The sequence below is a fragment of the Bradyrhizobium sp. USDA 4473 genome, assembly GCF_054063335.1.
Genome location: NZ_JBSSGE010000001.1, coordinates 7,257,717 through 7,276,720, shown reverse-complemented (window position 1 = coordinate 7,276,720; position 19,004 = coordinate 7,257,717). Strand labels below are relative to the sequence as shown.

General features: G+C 65.0%; 17 protein-coding genes and 1 pseudogene. 16 read left to right on the top strand and 2 right to left on the bottom strand.

From position 1 onward, the window contains the following. Nucleotides 1–43: 43 nt before the first annotated feature. From ACVW17_RS34185 to ACVW17_RS34170, 4 genes and pseudogenes are all read left to right on the top strand, one after another. A pseudogene (locus tag ACVW17_RS34185) lies at nucleotides 44–1,595 on the top strand (WS/DGAT/MGAT family O-acyltransferase). 9 nt (nucleotides 1,596–1,604) lie between these two features. Continuing rightward, nucleotides 1,605–2,600 carry an alpha/beta fold hydrolase gene (locus tag ACVW17_RS34180; protein ID WP_456798431.1) on the top strand — a complete coding sequence of 332 codons (996 nt, stop codon included), beginning with the start codon at nucleotides 1,605–1,607 and terminating at the stop codon, nucleotides 2,598–2,600. Nucleotides 2,601–2,722: 122 nt separating this feature from the next. Further along, nucleotides 2,723–5,956 carry a bifunctional cytochrome P450/NADPH--P450 reductase gene (locus ACVW17_RS34175; RefSeq protein ID WP_456798430.1) on the top strand — a complete coding sequence of 1,078 codons (3,234 nt, stop codon included), beginning with the start codon at nucleotides 2,723–2,725 and terminating at the stop codon, nucleotides 5,954–5,956. Nucleotides 5,957–6,123: 167 nt separating this feature from the next. Further along, complete coding sequence (locus tag ACVW17_RS34170; RefSeq protein ID WP_456755978.1) at nucleotides 6,124–6,798, top strand: spermidine synthase; 675 nt, start codon at nucleotides 6,124–6,126, stop codon at nucleotides 6,796–6,798. Between the two features lie 137 nt (nucleotides 6,799–6,935). Here the strand turns inward: ACVW17_RS34170 and ACVW17_RS34165 are convergent, their stop codons facing one another. Next, nucleotides 6,936–7,331: a nuclear transport factor 2 family protein gene (locus ACVW17_RS34165; RefSeq protein WP_456756589.1), complete on the bottom strand. Its 396-nt coding sequence runs from the start codon at nucleotides 7,329–7,331 to the stop codon at nucleotides 6,936–6,938. A 176-nt stretch (nucleotides 7,332–7,507) separates the two neighbouring features. Then, complete coding sequence (locus ACVW17_RS34160) at nucleotides 7,508–8,428, bottom strand: alpha/beta fold hydrolase (RefSeq protein WP_456798429.1); 921 nt, start codon at nucleotides 8,426–8,428, stop codon at nucleotides 7,508–7,510. 178 nt (nucleotides 8,429–8,606) lie between these two features. Here ACVW17_RS34160 and ACVW17_RS34155 point away from each other — a divergent pair, with 178 nt between their 5' ends. The 12 genes from ACVW17_RS34155 to paaE all read left to right on the top strand — a co-directional run bounded on the left by ACVW17_RS34155 (nucleotide 8,607) and on the right by paaE (nucleotide 18,902). Next, nucleotides 8,607–8,990, top strand: a complete 384-nt coding sequence (locus ACVW17_RS34155) for a hypothetical protein (protein WP_456755976.1) — start codon at nucleotides 8,607–8,609, stop codon at nucleotides 8,988–8,990. Continuing rightward, a complete protein-coding gene (locus ACVW17_RS34150) occupies nucleotides 8,987–10,069 on the top strand; it encodes a PHA/PHB synthase family protein (RefSeq protein WP_456755975.1) in 1,083 nt (360 codons plus the stop codon). Before ACVW17_RS34155 ends, ACVW17_RS34150 begins: the two co-directional genes overlap by 4 nt. A 26-nt stretch (nucleotides 10,070–10,095) precedes the next feature. After that, nucleotides 10,096–10,692: an N-acetyltransferase family protein gene (locus ACVW17_RS34145; protein ID WP_456798428.1), complete on the top strand. Its 597-nt coding sequence runs from the start codon at nucleotides 10,096–10,098 to the stop codon at nucleotides 10,690–10,692. Nucleotides 10,693–10,875: 183 nt separating this feature from the next. After that, entirely contained in the window at nucleotides 10,876–11,352 is a 477-nt protein-coding gene (locus ACVW17_RS34140) for a phasin (RefSeq protein WP_194455579.1), read from the top strand. A gap of 221 nt (nucleotides 11,353–11,573) precedes the next feature. Next, the gene (locus ACVW17_RS34135; protein ID WP_456798427.1) at nucleotides 11,574–12,857 is read left to right on the top strand and encodes a DUF445 domain-containing protein; all 1,284 of its coding nucleotides are present in this window, start codon (nucleotides 11,574–11,576) and stop codon (nucleotides 12,855–12,857) included. A gap of 194 nt (nucleotides 12,858–13,051) precedes the next feature. Beyond that, on the top strand, nucleotides 13,052–13,822 hold the full coding sequence (locus ACVW17_RS34130) for an esterase/lipase family protein (RefSeq protein ID WP_456798426.1): 771 nt from the start codon (nucleotides 13,052–13,054) through the stop codon (nucleotides 13,820–13,822). Nucleotides 13,823–14,036: 214 nt separating this feature from the next. Beyond that, nucleotides 14,037–14,906, top strand: a complete 870-nt coding sequence (paaX, locus tag ACVW17_RS34125; RefSeq protein WP_456798425.1) for a phenylacetic acid degradation operon negative regulatory protein PaaX — start codon at nucleotides 14,037–14,039, stop codon at nucleotides 14,904–14,906. Nucleotides 14,907–14,982: 76 nt separating this feature from the next. Then, complete coding sequence (paaA, locus tag ACVW17_RS34120; protein WP_456798424.1) at nucleotides 14,983–15,975, top strand: 1,2-phenylacetyl-CoA epoxidase subunit PaaA; 993 nt, start codon at nucleotides 14,983–14,985, stop codon at nucleotides 15,973–15,975. Between the two features lie 12 nt (nucleotides 15,976–15,987). Continuing rightward, nucleotides 15,988–16,275, top strand: coding sequence for a 1,2-phenylacetyl-CoA epoxidase subunit PaaB (gene paaB / locus ACVW17_RS34115; RefSeq protein ID WP_456798423.1), 288 nt, complete (start codon nucleotides 15,988–15,990; stop codon nucleotides 16,273–16,275). Between the two features lie 146 nt (nucleotides 16,276–16,421). Next, complete coding sequence (gene paaC / locus ACVW17_RS34110; RefSeq protein ID WP_456798422.1) at nucleotides 16,422–17,198, top strand: 1,2-phenylacetyl-CoA epoxidase subunit PaaC; 777 nt, start codon at nucleotides 16,422–16,424, stop codon at nucleotides 17,196–17,198. After that, on the top strand, nucleotides 17,192–17,695 hold the full coding sequence (paaD, locus tag ACVW17_RS34105; RefSeq protein ID WP_456798421.1) for a 1,2-phenylacetyl-CoA epoxidase subunit PaaD: 504 nt from the start codon (nucleotides 17,192–17,194) through the stop codon (nucleotides 17,693–17,695). Before paaC ends, paaD begins: the two co-directional genes overlap by 7 nt. Before the next feature lie 127 nt (nucleotides 17,696–17,822). Continuing rightward, nucleotides 17,823–18,902, top strand: coding sequence for a 1,2-phenylacetyl-CoA epoxidase subunit PaaE (paaE, locus tag ACVW17_RS34100; protein WP_456798420.1), 1,080 nt, complete (start codon nucleotides 17,823–17,825; stop codon nucleotides 18,900–18,902). Nucleotides 18,903–19,004 lie beyond the last annotated feature (102 nt).

Sequence of the window (19,004 nt, the reverse complement as noted above, 5' to 3'; positions counted from 1 at the left end):
GCGCCTCAAGGCGCCCGCGTGAGTTGGTTCTCGGGAGGAGATCATGAGCGACGCCAAGAAGCTGTCCTCGCTGGACGCATCGTTCCTCTATCTGGAAACGCCGGAAATGCCGATGCATGTCGGCAGCATGGCGATCTTCCGCCTGCCCGACGGCTACAAGGGCGACTTCTTCGAGGAGTTCAAGGGCGATGATCGCCTCGCGGCTGCACATCGCGCCGATCCTGAAGGCGCGCCTGCAGAAGGCGCCGCTCGATATCGATCATCCGTCGTGGGTCGAGGACGACCAGTTCGACATCGACCGCCATATCTTCCGCGCCAGCCTGCCGGCGCCGCGCGACCGTGCCACGCTGGAGCGCATCGTCGGCTGGATGCACGCCAAGCTGCTGAACCGCGCCCGCCCGCTCTGGGAATTCTACGTCTTCGAGGGCATGAAGGACAACGAGATCGGGCTCTATTCCAAGATGCACCACGCCTGCATCGACGGCGGCGCAGGTGCCGCGCTGACCAGCATGATCTACGATTTGACGCCGGTGCCGCGCGAGATTGAGCCGCCGAGCGCGAAGAAGGTCGCGCAGGAGCCGCGCGACATCGCGGCCAACCTGATCGATGCCTATCAGCAGCTCTGGACCCAGCCGTTCGAGGCGGCCGCCGCCGCGCAGAAGAGCCTGGAACTGCCGCGCTCCGGCAAGAGCGACCTCGGCTCGATCCTGTTCGACAACGCCATGTTCCAGATCGAGAGCGCGGTGAAGTTCGCGGGCTCGATGCCGACCGTGATGAAGAGCCTGTCCGACGTCGTCGCCAAGGTCGCCGATCCCCGTTCGCGCGAGAGCCTGCAGGCGATGTCCTCGCCGCCGACCATCCTCAACAAGGCGATCTCGTCGGAGCGCAGCTTTGCCGGCACCTCGATCTCGCTGTCGCGCGCCAAGGCGCTGGCGAAAGCGTCCGGCGGCAAGCTCAACGACGTCGTGCTGGCGCTCGCCTCCGGCGTGGTGCGGCGCTATCTGATCAGCCAGGGCGCGCTGCCGAACAAGTCGCTGACCGCCGGCGTGCCGATCTCGCTGCGCGAGGAGGGCAATGCCGAATCCAACAACCAGGTGTTCGGCATGATCTGCTCGATCGCGACCGACATCGAGGATCCCAGGAAGCGGCTGGAGACCATCATCGCGCAGTCCACCAAGTCCAAGGAGATGTCGCATCCGCTGCGCGCCCTGATGCCGCAGGTCTCCAACATCTCCATGCTCGGCGCACCGATCCTGGTGCAGATCATGGCGCTGCTCTACAGCCGTTCCGACCTCTCCAACGTGCTGCCGCCGGCGACCAACATCACGGTCTCCAACGTGCCGGGGCCGCGGCAGACGCTGTATGCGGCGGGAGCGGAGCTGTTGCATATCTTCCCGGTTTCGATCTCGACCCACGGCGTTGCGCTCAACATCACCGTGCAGAGCTACCGCGATCAGCTCGATTTCGGCTTCATCGTCGGTGCCAACATCATTCCCCACGTGCAGGTGATGTGCGACATGCTGCCGCTCGAGTTCGATGCACTCGAGGCGGCGTTCGCGCCTCCGCCTGCGGACATCAAGGGCGCGGCCGAATAGGATTTCACAATGATCGAAATGCCACCGCTGCAGTTCGCCGAGACCAACGGCATCCGCATGGGCTTCTACGAAGCCGGCCCCAGCACCGACACGCCGCCGGTGGTGCTGTGCCACGGCTGGCCCGAACTGGCGTTCTCCTGGCGCCATCAGATCAAGGCGCTGGGCGACGCCGGCATCCGGGTGATCGCGCCGGATCAGCGCGGCTATGGCGCGACCGACCGGCCGGAGCCGGTCGAGGCCTACGACATGGAGCATCTGACCGGCGATCTGGTCGGCCTGCTCGATCATCTCAAGATCGACAAGGCGATCTTCGTCGGTCACGACTGGGGCGGCTTCGTCGTCTGGCAGATGCCGCTCAGACATCATCAGCGGGTCGCCGGAGTCGTCGGCGTCAACACGCCGCATTGGGATCGGGCGCCTGTCGATCCGATCGCGTTGTTCCGCCAGCGCTTCGGCGACCAGATGTATATCGTCCAGTTCCAGGATCCGGGGCGCGAACCGGACCGGATTTTCAGCAGCCGGGTCGAGCAGACCTTTGACGCCTTCATGCGCAAGCCGGCTGCCCGCCCGCCCGGCGCGCCGGAGGAGCAGCCGGTCGCCGGCGTCGGCGCGTCGGCACGGCTCAATCTGGCGTTTCCGCAGATGATCGCGAATTACGACGCCAGGCACGATCCGCGGACGCCGATCCTGTCCGCCGACGAGAAGAAGGTGTTCGTCGACACCTTCAGCAAGACCGGCTTCACCGGCGGCATCAACTGGTACCGCAACTTCACTCGCAACTGGGAGCGTTCGGCCGGGCTCGATCATCACGTGCGGGTGCCGTCGCTGATGATCATGGCCGAGAACGACGCGGTGCTGCCGCCGTCGGCCGCCGATGGCATGGAGCGACTGGTGCCGGACCTCGAAAAATATCTGGTCAAGGACAGCGGCCATTGGACGCAGCAGGAAAAGCCTGACGAGGTCAGCGCCAAGCTGATCGAATGGCGCAGAAAGCGGTTCGGGTAATTCCTGGCCGTCATTGCGAGGAGCGAAGCAACGAAGCAATCCATTCTATCCGCTTGCGGCACGATGGATTGCTTCGCTTCGCTCGCAATGACGGTTGAGACAAGGTAGGGGGCAATCTCGACATGGCGTCCGGCAACAGACTGAGTCCGATCCCGCAACCGCCGACAAAGCCGGTGGTCGGCAACATGCTGTCGCTGGATTCAAGCGCGCCGGTGCAGCATCTGGTGAAGCTCTCCAAGGAACTCGGCCCGATCTTCTGGCTCGACATGATGGGCGCGCCGATCGTGATCGTGTCCGGCCACGACCTCGTCGACGAGCTGTCCGACGAGAAACGCTTCGACAAGGCGGTGCGCGGTTCGCTGCGCCGGGTGCGTGCAGTCGGCGGCGACGGGCTGTTCACCGCCGACACCAGGGAGCCGAACTGGAGCAAGGCGCACAACATCCTGATGCAGCCGTTCGGCAACCGCGCCATGCAGTCGTATCACCCGAGCATGGTCGATATCGCCGAGCAGCTGGTCAAGAAATGGGAGCGGCTCAACGCCGACGAGGAGATCGAGGTCGTCCACGACATGACGGCGCTGACGCTCGATACCATCGGGCTGTGCGGCTTCGACTACCGCTTCAATTCGTTCTACCGTCGCGACTACCACCCGTTCGTGGAATCGCTGGTGCGCTCGCTCGAGACCATCATGATGACCCGCGGCCTGCCGCTCGAGGGGCTGTGGATGCAGAAGCGGCGCAAGATGCTCGCCGACGACGTCGCCTTCATGAACAAGATGGTCGACGAGATCATCGCCGAGCGGCGCGGCAATACCGACGTGACCGACGACAAGAAGGACATGCTGGCCGCAATGATGACCGGCGTCGACCGCTCAACCGGCGAGCAGCTCGACGACGTCAACATCCGCTACCAGATCAATACCTTCCTGATCGCCGGCCACGAGACCACCTCTGGCCTGCTGTCGTGCACGATCTACGCGCTGCTGAAGCATCCCGAGGTGCTGAAGAAGGCCTATGAGGAGGTCGATCGCGTCCTTGGTCCCGACCTCGATGCCAAGCCGACCTATCAGCAGGTGACGCAGCTCACCTACGTCACCCAATGCCTGAAGGAGGCGCTGCGGCTGTGGCCGCCGGCGCCGGCTTACGGCATTGCGCCTTTGGCCGATGAGACGATCGGCGGCAAATACAAGTTGAAGAAGAACACCTTCATCACCGTGCTGGTGATGGCGCTGCATCGAGACCCCTCGGTCTGGGGCCCGAACCCTGATGTGTTCGATCCCGAGAACTTCAGCCGCGAGGCCGAGGCCAAGCGGCCGATCAATGCCTGGAAGCCGTTCGGCAACGGCCAGCGCGCCTGCATCGGCCGCGGCTTTGCCATGCACGAGGCGGCGCTGGCGATCGGGATGATCCTGCAGCGCTTCAAGCTGATCGACGTGCATCGCTATCAGATGCATCTGAAGGAGACGCTGACCGTCAAGCCCGACGGCTTCAGGATCAAGGTGCGGCTGCGCGACGACAGGGATCGCGGCGCGTTCGCCGGCAGCGCGGGCGCGGTTGCGGCCGCGCCGAAGCCTCAGCGCGCGCCGACCACGCGTCCCGGCCACGACACGCCGATGCTGGTGCTCTATGGCTCCAATCTCGGCTCGGCCGAGGAATTGGCGACCCGCATGGCCGATCTCTCGGAGATCAACGGGTTTGCAACCCGCCTTGGCCCGCTTGACGATTATGTCGGCAAGCTGCCGGAAGAGGGTGGTGTCCTGATCATCTGCGCGTCCTACAATGGCGCGGCACCGGACAACGCGACGCAGTTCGTCAAATGGCTGGAGAGCGACCTGCCGAAGGACGCCTTCGCCAAGGTGCGCTACGCCGTGTTCGGCTGCGGCAACAGCGATTGGGCGGCAACCTACCAGTCGGTGCCGCGCTTCATCGATGAGCAGCTGACCAAACATGGCGCCCGCGCGGTCTATCCGCGCGGCGAGGGCGATGCGCGCAGCGATCTCGACGGCCAGTTCCAGAAATGGTTCCCGGAGGCGGCCAAGGTCGCGACCAAGGAATTCGGCATCGACTGGAATTTCACCCGCACCGCCGAGGACGAGCCGCTCTACGCGATCGAGCCGGTGGCGCAGGGCGCGGTCAACACCATCGTGACCCAGGGCGGCGCGGTGCCGATGAAGGTGCTCGCCAACACCGAGCTGCAGACCAAGGACGGAGCCCATCCGTCGGAACGCTCGACCCGGCATATCGAGGTCGAGCTGCCCGCCAATCTGAAATACCGCGTCGGCGATCATCTCAGCGTGGTGCCGCGCAACGATCCGACCCTGGTCGACTCCGTCGCGCGCCGGTTCGGCTTCCTGCCGGCCGACCAGATCCGTTTACAAGTCTCGAAAGGCCGCCGCGCGCAATTGCCGGTCGGCAACGCCGTGTCGGTCGGGCGGCTGCTCACCGAGTTCGTCGAGCTGCAGCAGGTCGCGACCCGCAAGCAGATCCAGATCATGGCAGAGCACACCCGCTGCCCGGTGACCAAGCCGAAGCTGATGGCCTATGTCGGCGACGACGAGGCATCGGCGGCGCGCTACCGGACGGAGGTGCTGGGAAAACGCAAATCGGTGTTCGACCTGCTCGAGGAATATCCGGCCTGCGAGCTGCCGTTCCACCTCTATCTCGAAATGCTGTCGCTGCTGGCGCCGCGCTATTACTCGATCTCGTCGTCACCGGCGGGCGAGGCGCAGCGTTGCAGCGTCACCGTGGGCGTCGTCGAAGCGCCCGCAAGCTCGGGCCGCGGCATCTACAAGGGCATCTGCTCGAACTATCTGGCGCGCCGCCGCGCCGGCGACACCATCCACGCCACCATCAAGGAGACCAAGGCCGGCTTCCGCTTGCCCGACGACAACGCCGTGCCGGTCATCATGATCGGGCCTGGCACCGGCCTGGCCCCGTTCCGCGGCTTCCTGCAGGAGCGCGCCGCGCGCAAGGCACAGGGTGCTGTGTTGGGCCCTGCGATGCTGTTCTTCGGCTGCCGCCATCCCGAGCAGGATTTCATCTATGCGGACGAGCTGAAGGCGTTCGCCGCCGACGGCGTCAGTAAGCTCTTCACCGCCTTCTCGCGCACCGATGGGCCGAAGATCTATGTGCAGCACCTCCTGGCCGCGCAGAAGGACCGGGTCTGGGAGCTGATCCAGAACGGCGCGATCGTCTATGTCTGCGGCGACGGCGGCAAGATGGAGCCCGACGTCAAGGCGACGTTGATGTCGATCTATCGCGAGTACACCGGCACCGATGCCGATGCTGCCGCGCGCTGGATCGAGGAGATGGGGACAGGGAATCGCTACGTGCTCGACGTCTGGGCCGGTGGGTAGTTTCCCGCCTTTGTAGCCCGGATGCAGCGAAGCGAAATCCGGGGGCCGTCGCTCCGCATTGACACTGCCCCGGATTGCACGGAGCCTGTCATCGGGCGCGCGTTCGCGCGACCCGTTGGCTCCATCCGGGCTACGGCAGAGGTGCCGCCCATGCTACAAGCCGCCGCATGATTCCATGGGAAAAGATCGATACCGCGCGCATTCCCGGCACCGACGGTGAATTGCGTCTGATGCGGCGGGGCCGCGAATTCTCGATCATGCTCGGCACCAACGAGCTGATGAACAGCCGCCTGTCGGGCTCGGAAGAGGCGCTGGCGACGCTTGCGGCGAAGAAGATCGAGCAGGTCGCAAAGCCGCATTTTCTGATCGGCGGCCTCGGCATGGGCTTTACCTTGCGGGCTGCGCTCAAAGTGCTCGGACAAGACGCGAAGATCACGGTGGCCGAACTGGTGCCGGCGGTCGTTGCCTGGGCGAGGGGTCCGATGGCGGAGATCTTCGGCGACAGCCTGAGCGATCCGCGCGTCAGCATCCAGGAGGAAGACGTTGCCGGCGTCATCGAGCGCCACCCGCGCAGCTTCGATGCCATCCTGCTCGACGTCGATAACGGCCCCGAGGGCCTGACCCGCAAGGCCAATGACGCGCTGTACGATGTCTCCGGGCTCAAGCTGGCGCACACCGCATTGCGACGCGGCGGCGTGCTCGCCGTCTGGTCGTCCGGGCCGAACGCAAAATTCCCGAAATCGCTGTCCCGGGCCGGGTTCGCGGTCAATGAGATCGCCGTCCGCGCCACCGGAAAAGGCCGCGGCGTCCGCCACGTGATCTGGATCGCGGCCAAGGACTAAGAGCGTTTTCGAGCGAAGTGGATACCGGTTCGCGTGAAGAAAACGCGTCACAACAAGAATCTAGAGCCCCCGTTCCGATTCTATCGGAACGGGGCTCTAGCCCGGAATCCGGGGCGGCCTTTGGCCCAGCGGTCGCCTCAGAACATCGTGTTGCTGTTCGCCGGATTTTCCGGAATGGGCTGCACCACGTCCCAATGCTCGACGATCTTGCCGTCCTCGAGCTTGAAGATATCGACGATCGCGTTGCCGCGGGTGCCGGGCTCGCGGACGGCGTGGACGTGCAGGATCACGTAGTCGCCATCGACGAAGGAGCGCTTGATCTCGCTGTGCGAGTTCGGAAATTTTTCACGCAGGAAGGCGATGAACTTGCGGAAGCCCTCGGCGCCGTCGGCCGCGCCGGGATTGTGCTGTACATAGCGGTTGCCGACATAGGCGAGCGCCGCGTCGGCATCCTTCTGGTTCAGCCCTTTCTCGTAGAACGCCAGCACCGCCTTGCGGTTGGCTTCCTGCTGCGCCTCGCTGGTGGCGGCCATCGCGGACGACGATGCGAGCGCGAGGAGGAGGGCGGCGACGGCTGTCCGCGGCCGAAGCAAGGTCTTCATCTGGTTGCTCCCGGTGGCTGAGCGATGGATAGCGCTCTCTACAGCGTCTATGCCGCGCCCGGAAGAACGCACTCCCGGCTCACATGGTTACCGGGAGATACCGGCCCTCACGCTGCCTTCGCTGCCGCCCCGTGTGCGTGCTTGTCGATGGCGTCGATGATCTCTGGCCACATCGGGATCGGTAGGGCATGGCCCATGCCTTCGATCATCAGGAGCCTTGCGCCCGGGATCGAGGCTGCAGTGTCCCGGCCGCCTTCGGGATGCACCAGCGGATCGACGGTGCCGTGGATCACCAGGGTCGGCGCCTTGACGCTGCGCAGCCGCTCCTTGCGGCTGCCGGAGGAGAGAATGGCGCGCAACTGGCGACCGACGCCCTCCGGATTGAGGCCGCGCTCGAAGGTGCGCCGCGCGCGCTCGGCATCGAGCGCCTCGTCTTCCGGGAACGAGCCGTTGCGCAACACCTTCCAGGTCTGCCCGAAGCGGACGAAGTATTCTTCCTTGCTCTTCGGCGGCGGCGCCATCAGTACCGCGGTCGCCTCGCGGGTCGGCCCAGGGATCTTTGGATTGCCCGTCGTCGACATGATCGAAGTCAGCGAGAGCACGCGCTCGGGAAAGGTGATCGCAACCTCCTGCGCGATCATGCCACCCATCGAGGCACCGACCAGATGTGCTTTGCGGATGCCGAGCGCGTCCATCAGGCCGATCGTGTCCCGCGCCATGTCGGCCAGTCGGTAGGGCGCCGCGACCGGAATTTTCAGGAAGCGCAGCTTGATGAGCTCGAGCGCGGTCAGCCGCTTGCCGCCGCTCATGCGGGAGGATTTGCCGATATCCCTGTTGTCGAATCGGATCACCCGAAAACCGCGCGCGGCGAGCTGGCGGCAGAATTCGTCGTCCCAATGGATCATCTGGGCGCCGAGGCCCATGATCAGCAGCAGCGGCTCGGAATGCGCCTCGCCAAAAACCTCGTAGCAGATGTCGATGCCGTTGGCGCGGGCAAGCTGCGGCGGCTGATGGGCGAGCGTGGTCACGGGCGTCCCCTGCTGGTGTCGCGGTCAGCAACCTCTATGCCACGGATTGACGCAGCGCAGAAGGGCTCCGACGTCGCCGGGCGTGTCGCACTGTTGACCGATCATCGGCAACAGTGTCGTATGGCACAAACAAGTGGAAGCGCGGCAAGCGCTCGCAATTGGTGTGGAGGAGCGCCGCATGGCCGACAAGGGCAACGACCCTGCCGTGATTTGGCAGACGATGATTGGCGAGATGGAGAAGGGGTTCAACTCCTTCGGCAATCAGTTGATGAGCTCGCCTGAATTTTCCAAGGTGATGAATCAGGCCGGCGGCGTCGCGGCTGGTGCGCAGAAGCAGCTCGGCGAGCTGATGGAGAAATATCTGCTGGCGATGAACCTGCCGAGCCGCTCCCAGCTCGTCGGCATGGCCGAACGCCTGCAATCGATGGAGAACCAGCTCAACGAGATCAAGACGCTGCTGCAGCAGGTGCACCACAATTCGCTGGCGCCGGATGACGGCCACGGCGCAACGCCACGGCCGCCGCGCACCAGGCAGCCGCCAGCGGAGGGAGGCAGCAAATGAATGCGCCCACCCCGTTTGATTTTGCCTCGATCTCCGAGCGGGTGCAGTCCGAGGTGCAGCGCGCGATCCAGCGCAGCATCAAGGGCGTCGAGTATTTCTCGAGCTCCGGGCCCTCGCTCGGCGAGACACCGAAGGACGTGCTGTATTCGCGCGGCACCATGAACCTCTATCACTACCGGCCGCAGGCCAGTGAGGTCTATCGCGTGCCGGTCCTGATCGTGATGGCGACCACCAACCGCGGCTATATCCTCGACCTGGTGCCGGGGCAGAGCTTCATCGAATTCCTGCTCAAGCGCGGCTTCGATGTCTACATGCTGGACTGGACCGCGCCGAAGCCCGAGGAGAAATCGCTGCGCATGGAGGACTATGTCCTCGACTTCATCCCGGAATCGGTCCGCCGGGTGCAGCAGGATTCCGGCGAGAAGGACGTCTCGGTGATCGGCTATTGCTTCGGCGGCGTGCTGTCGCTGCTCTATGGCGCGATCTTCAACGACGGGCCGATGAAGAACCTGATCTGCTTCACCACGCCGATCGATTTCCGCGAGATGAAGCTGTTCTCCAATTTCGCCGACCGCCGCTATTTCGACGTCGATCGGCTGATCGACAGCACGGGCAACATGCCGCCCGAGCTGATCCTGCAATCGTTCGACATGCTGCGGCCGGCCGCGCGCGTCGTCGGCCAGATCCAGTTGTGGGACAACATCTGGAACGACGAGTTCGTCAAGTCGTACCGGATGTTCGACCGCTGGGCGACCGACACGCTGCCGCTCGCCGGCGAGTATTTCCGCGCCATCACCAAGGATTTGATGTGGGACAACAAGCTCTACAACGACACCATGACGGTCGGCGGCCGGCCGGCCAGGCTTGCCGACATCAAGGTGCCGATCCTGCACGCGGTCGCCGAGCACGATCACATCGTGCCGTATGACGCGGCAAAGCATTTGATCACCAAGATCGGCTCCGAGGACAAGGAGGAGGTGATGCTGAAAGGCGGTCACGTCTCGCTGGTCGCCGGCGCCAATGCAATCAAGCGGCTGTGGCCGAAGCTGGACTCCTGGTTGGGCAAAAGATCGACCTGAGAAGGGTCGACTTGAGAGAGATCGACATGACCGAACAACGTTCCTATCCGCGCCACGTCAAGACCGAGGCCGGCGACATCGGGTTCCGCCTGATGAAGCGGGCCGACGAGGCCGCGGTGCAGGCCTTCGCGCAAAAGCTGCCGACGCACGACCTGCTGTTCCTGCCGCGCAACATCAGCCAGCCCAAGGTGCTGTCGGCCTGGATCAACGAGATCGAGCGCGGCGACATCACGAGCCTGCTCGCGATCAAGGACGGCAAAGTGGTCGGCTGCGGCACGCTGGTGCGCGATCCGCATTCCTGGTCGCCGCATGTCGGCGAGATCCGGATGGTGGTGTCATCAGACGTGCGCGGCCAGGGCGTCGGCCGGGCGCTGTCGCAAGAGACGTTCGCCATTGCCCTCGGCGCCGGGCTGGAGAAGTTCTCGGTGCAGATGACCGTCGACCAGCGGGCCGCGATCGCGCTGTTCGAAAGCCTCGGCTTCAAGGCGGAGGCCCTGCTGCGCGACCATGTCCGCGATGTCGAGGGCAAGACCCACGACATCGTCGTGCTCGGGCATAATGTGGCGCAGGTCCGGGCGCAGATGGAGGCGTATGGGCTGCCGGCCGCGGTTGGAGGTGCTTAAACACCTCTGGCTGCCGGTTCCGCAGGCAATCTGCCGGATATTCATGCTGTTCACGAATTCGTGATGTCGCGCTGCAACATCAATGTTGCGACGCACCATGGGGTGTGCCATAACACCGCTGCCCCGGGCCAATCCGGACGGGGTGAGCCCATAGCTCAAATCTGAGGATGGAGAGAGACCCCAATGACCACTGAAACCAATTCCGTGCTGAACAGCGTCAAGGAAGCCTTCGCGCCCGTCACCGAGGCGTTCACCAAGCTCCAGAACCTGGAAGTTCCGGAAGCCGCCCGTGAGTTCGTGAAGAAGCAGGCTGAGGCCGCCAAGACCCGCGCTGCCGATGCCTATGCCGGTTCCGAGAAGGTGACCAACGTGATCGAGACCGCCGTTGCCGGTTCGGTGACCGAAGCCGCCAAGATCAGCCGCAACATCCAGCAGGCGATCTACCAGGACGCCGAGGCGTTCTTCGCCGGTATCGACAAGCTCGCGTCGGCCAAATCGCTGAGCGAAGCCGCCCAGATCCAGTCGGACCTGGTCCGTGCGCGTGGCGAACTGTTCGTCTCGCGGGCGAAGGCCACGTCGGAGTATCTCGGCAAGCTCGTCAGCGACGGTGCGAAGACCGCGCAGGACAACTTCGCCAAGGTCTACGGCAAGACCGCCTGATCGCGCTTGCACTGACAACTGCCCTTTTCGAAGGCCCGCCATTTCGCGGGCCTTCTTTTTTGGCGGCGTTTCTCATACATCGTTGATGTCGCGCCTGCCGTCATTGCGAGGAGCGATAGCGACGAAGCAGTCCATCTCTCCGCATGCGGTGAAATGGATTGCTTCGCTTCGCTCGCAATGACGGCTAGTGTTGTGCCCGTGCGCGAGCTTCCTCAATTCCCATGACCCTTCCCGCCGCCCTCATCGCAACCCCCGTCGATGCCGAACGTGCCGCCGAACTGCGCCGCGTGAAGTGGCTGGCGACCGGCGTGCTGGCGACGACCCTCATCGTCTTCATTGCGTCGAAGGTCCTGCTCCCGGTGCATCCGCCCTTCGGCTTCATCGCCGCCTTTGCCGAGGCTGCGACCATCGGCGGGCTCGCCGATTGGTATGCCGTCGTCGCCCTGTTCAAGCGGCCGCTGGGGCTGCCGATCCCGCACACTGCGATCATCCAGAGCAATCAGGAACGGATCGCCGAGAAGCTCGGCGAATTCATCGAGAACAATTTCCTGGAGTCGGGACCGGTCGAGGCCAAGCTGCGCGAGATCGATTTCGGCAGTTTCATCGCCGACTGGCTGCGCGACCGCAAACGCTCCGAGGACCTCGCGCGCTTCGTGCTGCGGATGTTGCCCGAAGCGTTCGCGGCGACCGAGAGCTCGGGCTTGATGCAGTTCATCAGCCGCCGCGTCACCACGCAGGTGCTCTCGATCGATCTCGCGCCGCTCGCAGCCGGCGCGCTGCGCGGCTTCGTGCAGGAGGGCAGGCATGGCGGGCTGCTCGACGACCTCTTGCGCGTGCTGCACCAGACGCTGACGCAGCAGGAGACCATGACCGTGATCCGCGACAAGGTCCGCGCCGAGATGCCGACGCTGCTCAGGCTCTATCGTGCCGACAAGTTCGTGGTGAACCGGATCATCGCCTCGGCAACGAAATTCTTCGAGGAGGTGCGCAACGATCCGCAGCATCCGTTCCGCGGCGAGTTCGACCGCATGCTGCTGTCGTTCGTCGACCGGCTCGGCAGCGACAAGGCGTTCGCCGATCGGATCGACGGGCTCAAGCGCGACCTGCTGGCGCGGCCGGAGCTCGCCAATCTCGGGCGCACCGTCTGGGCCAACGTCAAGGACTTCATCGCGCGCAGCGCCTCCGGCGAGTCGCAGGTGTTGCAGCATCAGCTGGCGCGTATGTTCGTCGAGGCCGGCGATGCGCTCGACGGCGATGCGGACCTGCGCAGCGAAATCAATCAGGGCCTGGTCGCGATCCTGCGCACGGTCGTTACCGAACAGAAGAGCGGCGTCTCGAGCTTCATCGCCGACCAGATGAAGAGCTGGGACATGGAGCAGTTGATCTCGCTCATCGAGGTCAATGTCGGCAAGGACCTGCAATACATCCGCTTCAACGGCTCGCTGATCGGCGGGCTTGCCGGCCTTGCGCTTTACACGCTGGAATATGCGCTGCGCCTGCTGTGACCGATTGGGCACGGCGACCACATTAGTTGTGGCAAGTGTGACCTGGACCGCTTGCACGAAAGTGATCGGTTCCCTAGCTTTTCATGATCGTTTGTTGCGTTGCGGAACGATTCCGCCGGGTTTGCGTCAACCCTATTGACTCACCTGATGATCCCATTGCCGGCCGTCACCACGGCGCCGGAACAGGAGCTGAAATGTCCGTTGCTGCGCAGACGCTACGCCCGCCGTCCAGGACGCTGATGTTTCTGGAAGGCCGCGCCATTCACGAGCTCGGTGCCTTCCTCGGCGCATTGCCGCTGCTGAGCCTCGCGCCGCGCGGCGATGGGCATCCGGTGCTGGTGCTGCCCGGACTGATCGCCTCCGACTTGTCGACGCGCCCGCTGCGCGACTTCCTGGGGAGCAAGGGCTACGCCGTCAGCGGCTGGCGCCAGGGCCGCAACCTCGGGCTTCGCGCCGGCGTGCAGGACGGGATGGTCGATCTGCTGCAGGAGATGAACGAGACGACCGGTCGCAAGGTCTCGGTGGTCGGCTGGAGCCTCGGCGGCTTGTATGCGCGCCAGCTCGCCAAGATGATGCCGGAACGCGTGCGCCAGGTGATCACGCTCGGCAGCCCGTTCGCCGCCGGCCCGAAATCGACCAATGCCTGGCGCGTCTACGAGATGGCCAGCGGTCGCCGCGCCGACGAGGAGGATTCCCGCTTCGGCGGCTCGCTCGCCAGCGCACCGCCGGTGCCGACCACCGCGATCTTCAGCCGCACCGACGGCGTCTGCGCCTGGCAGGGTTGCCGCGAGCAGGCCTCGTCGATGACCGACAGCATCGAGGTCGAGAGCAGCCATTGCGGCATGGGCCATCACCCGGCGGTGGTCTACGCGGTCGCCGATCGCCTCGCGCAGAAGGAAGGCGAGTGGGCGCCGTTCGACCGCAGCGGCTGGCGCAGCCTGGTCTATCCGGATCCCAACCGCTGACTTTGTTTGCCTCGCCCCGCTTGCGGGGAGAGGTCGGATCGCATGAAGCGAAGCGCAATGCGATCCGGGTGAGGGGGAGTCTCCGCGAGTCGTCTTTCACCGTGAGCGCGGAGGCAGCCCCTCACCCCAACCCTCTCTCCGCAAGAGGGTGGCGAGGGAGAAGCCAGAGCGGCGACATTGTCGTTCCTCGACAAAACGCGCTATGCGTTGCGGCATGCCACAGCCGCTTGCCCGCATCGTCGATCAGCTGAAGCGCGAGCCGTCACGCACCGGCTCGATCATCATCACCGTGTTCGGCGACTCCATCGTGCCGCGCGGCGGCGCGGTGTGGCTCGGCACGCTGCTCGAATTCTTCAAGTCGCTCGACATCGACGGCAATGTGGTGCGCACCGCGATGTCGCGGCTGGCGGCCGACGGCTGGCTCGAGCGCAGCAAGGTCGGCCGCAACAGCTTCTATCGGTTGAACGCCCGGGGACGGCAGACCTTCGACACCGCGACGCGGCACATCTACGATCCGCCGCCGTCGGACTGGACCGGCCGCTTCGAGCTGCTCCTGATCGGCAATGCCGAAGACCGCGACGCCGCGCGCGAGGCGTTGAAGAATGCCGGCTTCGGCAGCCCGCTGCCGGGCGTGTGGGTCGCGCCGTCGGGCGTGCCGATCCCGGATGAAGCGTCGCGCGCGATCCGTCTCGAAGTCTCCGCGGAGGACGACAGCGGGCGCCGGCTGCTCAGCGCGAGCTGGCCGCTCGATCGCACCGCGGACGCCTATCTGAAGTTCATGAAGACGTTCGAGCCGCTGCACGGTGCGATCATGCGCGGCGAGAGACTGAGCGACGCCGACGCCTTCACCGCGCGCATCCTGCTGATCCACCATTACCGCCGGGTCGTGCTGCGCGATCCGCTGCTGCCGTATCAGCTATTGCCGAAGGACTGGCCGGGCAGGGCTGCGCGCAAGCTCTGCGGCGAGATCTATCGCGGGCTGCTTCCCGCGTCGGAACAATGGCTTGACGATCACGCGACCAACGAGGACGGGCCGCTGCCGAAGCCCAACGGGGCGGTGGCGCGACGTTTCGAGGGCGTCTGAACATATTACAAAAATATCTTGCGTTTCAAAAATTGTGTTATATATTGCTGCCTAACAACACACTGGGAGGTCGGCCATGTACACGCAGGCGCTCAACTCATCCGACGGCGACGATCGCGGCGTCGAGGATGTTGCCCGTGCCGATCAGTTCCAGGCCCGCATCGACGCCGACGAGCGCATCGAGCCGAACGACTGGATGCCCGCCGCGTATCGCAAGACGCTGACCAGGCAGATTTCCCAGCACGCCCATTCCGAAATCGTCGGCATGCTTCCCGAGGGCAACTGGATCACCCGCGCGCCGTCGCTGCGCCGCAAGGCCGCGCTGCTCGCCAAGGTGCAGGACGAATGCGGCCACGGGCTCTATCTCTACGCCGCCGCCGAGACGCTCGGCACCTCGCGCGAGGAGCTGGTCGATGCGATGCTCTCGGGCAAGGCGAAATATTCCTCGATCTTCAATTATCCGACGCTGACCTGGGCCGACATCGGCACCATCGGCTGGCTGGTCGATGGTGCTGCGATCATGAACCAGATCCCGCTGTGCCGCTGCTCCTACGGCCCCTATGCGCGCGCGATGATCCGCGTCTGCAAGGAGGAGTCATTCCATCAGCGCCAGGGTTTTGAGATCATGGTGACGCTGTGCCGCGGCACCGCCGAGCAGAAGGCGATGGCGCAGAATGCGCTCGACCGCTGGTGGTGGCCGGTGCTGATGATGTTCGGCCCGCCCGACCAGGTCAGCCAGCACAGCGACACTTCGACCAAGTGGAAGATCAAGCGCTTCTCAAACGACGAGCTGCGCCAGAAATTCATCGACGCCACCGTGCCGCAGGCCGAGTTCCTCGGGTTGACGATTCCCGATCCCGGCATGAAGCAGAACGAGAACGGCAATTGGGTGCACAGCCCGATCGACTGGGACGAGTTCAAGCAGGTGCTGGCCGGGAACGGCCCCTGCAACCGCGATCGCCTCGCCGCGCGCCGCAAGGCGCATGAGGAAGGCGCCTGGGTGCGCGAGGCCGCGATGGCCTATGCCGAGAAGCGCAAGCGCCGCCAGCTCGCGCAAGCTGCCGAATAGAGGAGCGCCGCTATGGCCACGCCGAACGTTCCGCTCTGGGAAGTCTTCATCCGCAGCCGCAACGGCCTCGCGCATAAGCATGTCGGCTCGCTGCACGCAGCGGACTCGACGCTCGCGATACAGGCCGCGCGCGACATCTACACCCGTCGCGGCGAGGGGCTGTCGATCTGGGTGGTGCCGTCGAACGCGATCACCGCGTCCGATCCGGCCGAGAAGGGCATGATGTTCGAGCCGGCGGAGTCCAAGATCTACCGCCACCCGACCTTCTACGACGTCCCCGACGAAGTCGGGCATATGTGAATTTCACCCGTCATGGTGAGGAGGCGCGTTAGCGCCGTCTCGAACCATGACGCCCGGATCGTGATCGCAGCCCATCCTTCGAGACGCCTGCTGCGCAGGCTCCTCAGGATGACGTCGAGCAAGTGGATGCAGGTGGAATAGAGAACATGGCAACCGCCAATATCGAAGTCTCCGAAACGCCGCTGGTGCTCTACGCGCTGCGCCGCGCCGACGATGCGCTGATCCTCGGCCATCGGCTGTCCGAATGGTGCGGCCATGCGCCGGCGATGGAGGAGGACATGGCGCTCGCCAATATGGGGCTCGACCTGCTCGGCCAGGCCCGCGAGCTCTACACCTATGCCGCCAAGGTCGAAGGCCGCGGCAATGATGAGGACAAGTTCGCCTATCTGCGCGACGTCCGGCAGTATCGCAACCTGCTGCTGGTCGAGCAGCCGAACGGCGACTTTGCCCGCACCATGGTGCGGCAGTTCTTCTACGCGGCATTCGCCGATCTCTACTGGCGCGCGATGATGGCGTCCTCCGATCCGACGTTTGCTGCGATCGCGGCGAAGTCGGAGAAGGAGAGCGCCTATCACGTCAGGCATTCGTCGGAATGGATCGTCCGGCTCGGCGACGGCACCGAGGAGAGCCACCGCCGCGCGCAGCATGCGATCGACGACCTCTGGGCCTATACCGGCGAGATGTTCGCGGTCGACGACGGCGAACGCGGCCTGATCGATGCCGGCATCGCGATCGATCCGGCGACGCTCAAGTCGCGCTGGCTGAAGACCGTCAGCGGCATCGTCAACGAGGCGACGCTGGCGTTGCCGAACAGCGATTGGATGCAGCAGGGCGGCCGCGTCGGCAGCCATAGCGAGCATCTCGGCCATCTCCTCAGCGAATTGCAATCCCTGCAGCGGACCTTCCCGGGGGCCACATGGTGACCGTCGCGCTCAGCGATGCCGATCTGCGCCGGCGCGCCTGGCGCGCGGCCGCACAGGTGGTCGATCCGGAAATCCCGGTGCTGACCATCGCCGATCTCGGCGTGCTGCGCGACGTCGCGGTGCATGACGGCCATGTCGAGGTCGCGATCACGCCGACCTATTCCGGCTGCCCGGCGATGAACATGATCGCGCTCGAGATCGAACTCGCGCTGGAGCGCGAAGGCATTCACGCGCCGAAGGTGCGCACCGTGCTGTCGCCGGCCTGGACCACCGACTGGATGAGCGAGGACGGCCGCCGCAAGCTCTGGGACTACGGCATCGCGCCGCCACAGCCCGGCTCCTCGCGCCGCGCGCTGTTCGGCCAGCAGCAGGTGGCGTGCCCGCACTGCAGCTCCGTCGATACCGAGCTGCTGTCCGAATTCGGCTCGACCTCCTGCAAGGCGCTGTGGCGTTGCAAGAGCTGCCGTGAACCCTTCGATTACTTCAAGTGTCATTGACCATGCTCGAGGCTATCAACAAGCACCCCGTCATTGCGAGCGAAGCGAAGCAATCCATGCTTCCTCGCTCGCGGAGCGATGGATTGCTTCGTCGCTTCGCTCCTCGCAATGACGGCGGAGATAGCTGATGTCCCTTGCGCCGCGCTTTCACCGTTTGTCCGTCAGCGATCTGCGCCGCGAGGCGTCGGACGCCGTCTCGATGACCTTCGCGATCCCCGACGATCTGCACGACGACTACCGCTTCACGCCGGGCCAGTACCTGACCTTGCGCACCACGATGGACGGCGAGGAAGTCCGTCGCTCCTATTCGATCTGCTCGGGTCCCGACGACGGCGAATTGCGCATCGCGGTGAAGAAGGTCGACGGCGGCGCATTCTCGAACTGGGCCGCCGACGAGCTGAAGGCCGGCGACCAGCTCGACGTGATGACGCCGACCGGCCGCTTCGGCGTCGCGCATGCGCCCGGCGAGGCGCGGACCTATGTCGGCTTCGCCGCCGGCAGCGGCATCACGCCGATCCTCTCGATCATCAAGGGCGTGCTGGCGCGCGAGCCGAATAGCCGCTTCTTCCTGTTCTACGGCAACCGCTCGACCGAAGGCGTCATGTTCCGCGAGGCGCTGGAGGAACTGAAGGACCGCTTCATGCAGCGGCTGTCGGTGTTCCACGTCATCTCGGGCGAGGAGCAGGACATCCCGATCCTGCACGGCCGGCTCGACGGCGACAAGGTGCGGGTGCTGCTGCGCTCGCTGGTGCCGGCCGCAACCGTCGATCACGTCTTCATCTGTGGGCCGGCCGCGATGAGCGAGACCATCGAGGCGACCTGCCGCGAGATCGGCATCGCCGACGAGCGCATCCATGTCGAGCGCTTCGTGTCGGAATTCGGCGGCAAGCCGCGCCCGAAAATCGTCGTTGCCACCGGCGCGCCGCCGAAGGCGATCGCCGGACTGATCATCGACGGCAAGCGCCGCGAAGTCCCGGTCGCCGACGGCGAATCGATCCTCGACGCCGCGCTGCGCGCCGGCATGGACCTGCCGTTTGCCTGCAAGGGCGGCATGTGCTCGACCTGCCGCGCCAAGCTTATCGAGGGCGAGGCGCCGATGGACCTGAATTATTCGCTGGAGCCGTGGGAGCTGAAGGCGGGGTTCATCCTCACCTGCCAAGCCAAGCCGTGCTCGGAGAAGGTCGTGGTCGACTACGACCATGTCTAGGTGTCATTCCGGGGCGCGCGTAGCGCGAGCCCGGAATCCATTCTTCTACCGGGGACGCGGCCCAATGGATTCCGGGCCTGCGCCTTGCGGCGCATCCCGGAA

Bases quoted from the DNA above. Each gene is read 5' to 3' on its own strand.
- ACVW17_RS34180 (WP_456798431.1), top strand. From the start codon at position 1,605: ATGATCGAAATGCCACCGCTGCAGTTCGCCGAGACCAACGGCATCCGC.
- paaE (WP_456798420.1), top strand. From the start codon at position 17,823: ATGTCCCTTGCGCCGCGCTTTCACCGTTTGTCCGTCAGCGATCTGCGC.
- ACVW17_RS34130 (WP_456798426.1), top strand. From the start codon at position 13,052: ATGTCCGTTGCTGCGCAGACGCTACGCCCGCCGTCCAGGACGCTGATG.
- ACVW17_RS34155 (WP_456755976.1), top strand. From the start codon at position 8,607: ATGGCCGACAAGGGCAACGACCCTGCCGTGATTTGGCAGACGATGATT.
- ACVW17_RS34150 (WP_456755975.1), top strand. From the start codon at position 8,987: ATGAATGCGCCCACCCCGTTTGATTTTGCCTCGATCTCCGAGCGGGTG.
- ACVW17_RS34135 (WP_456798427.1), top strand. From the start codon at position 11,574: ATGACCCTTCCCGCCGCCCTCATCGCAACCCCCGTCGATGCCGAACGT.
- ACVW17_RS34165 (WP_456756589.1), bottom strand. From the start codon at position 7,331: ATGGCCGCCACCAGCGAGGCGCAGCAGGAAGCCAACCGCAAGGCGGTG.
- paaC (WP_456798422.1), top strand. From the start codon at position 16,422: ATGGCAACCGCCAATATCGAAGTCTCCGAAACGCCGCTGGTGCTCTAC.
- ACVW17_RS34140 (WP_194455579.1), top strand. From the start codon at position 10,876: ATGACCACTGAAACCAATTCCGTGCTGAACAGCGTCAAGGAAGCCTTC.
- paaX (WP_456798425.1), top strand. From the start codon at position 14,037: ATGCCACAGCCGCTTGCCCGCATCGTCGATCAGCTGAAGCGCGAGCCG.
- ACVW17_RS34145 (WP_456798428.1), top strand. From the start codon at position 10,096: ATGACCGAACAACGTTCCTATCCGCGCCACGTCAAGACCGAGGCCGGC.
- paaB (WP_456798423.1), top strand. From the start codon at position 15,988: ATGGCCACGCCGAACGTTCCGCTCTGGGAAGTCTTCATCCGCAGCCGC.
- ACVW17_RS34170 (WP_456755978.1), top strand. From the start codon at position 6,124: ATGATTCCATGGGAAAAGATCGATACCGCGCGCATTCCCGGCACCGAC.
- paaD (WP_456798421.1), top strand. From the start codon at position 17,192: ATGGTGACCGTCGCGCTCAGCGATGCCGATCTGCGCCGGCGCGCCTGG.
- paaA (WP_456798424.1), top strand. From the start codon at position 14,983: ATGTACACGCAGGCGCTCAACTCATCCGACGGCGACGATCGCGGCGTC.
- ACVW17_RS34175 (WP_456798430.1), top strand. From the start codon at position 2,723: ATGGCGTCCGGCAACAGACTGAGTCCGATCCCGCAACCGCCGACAAAG.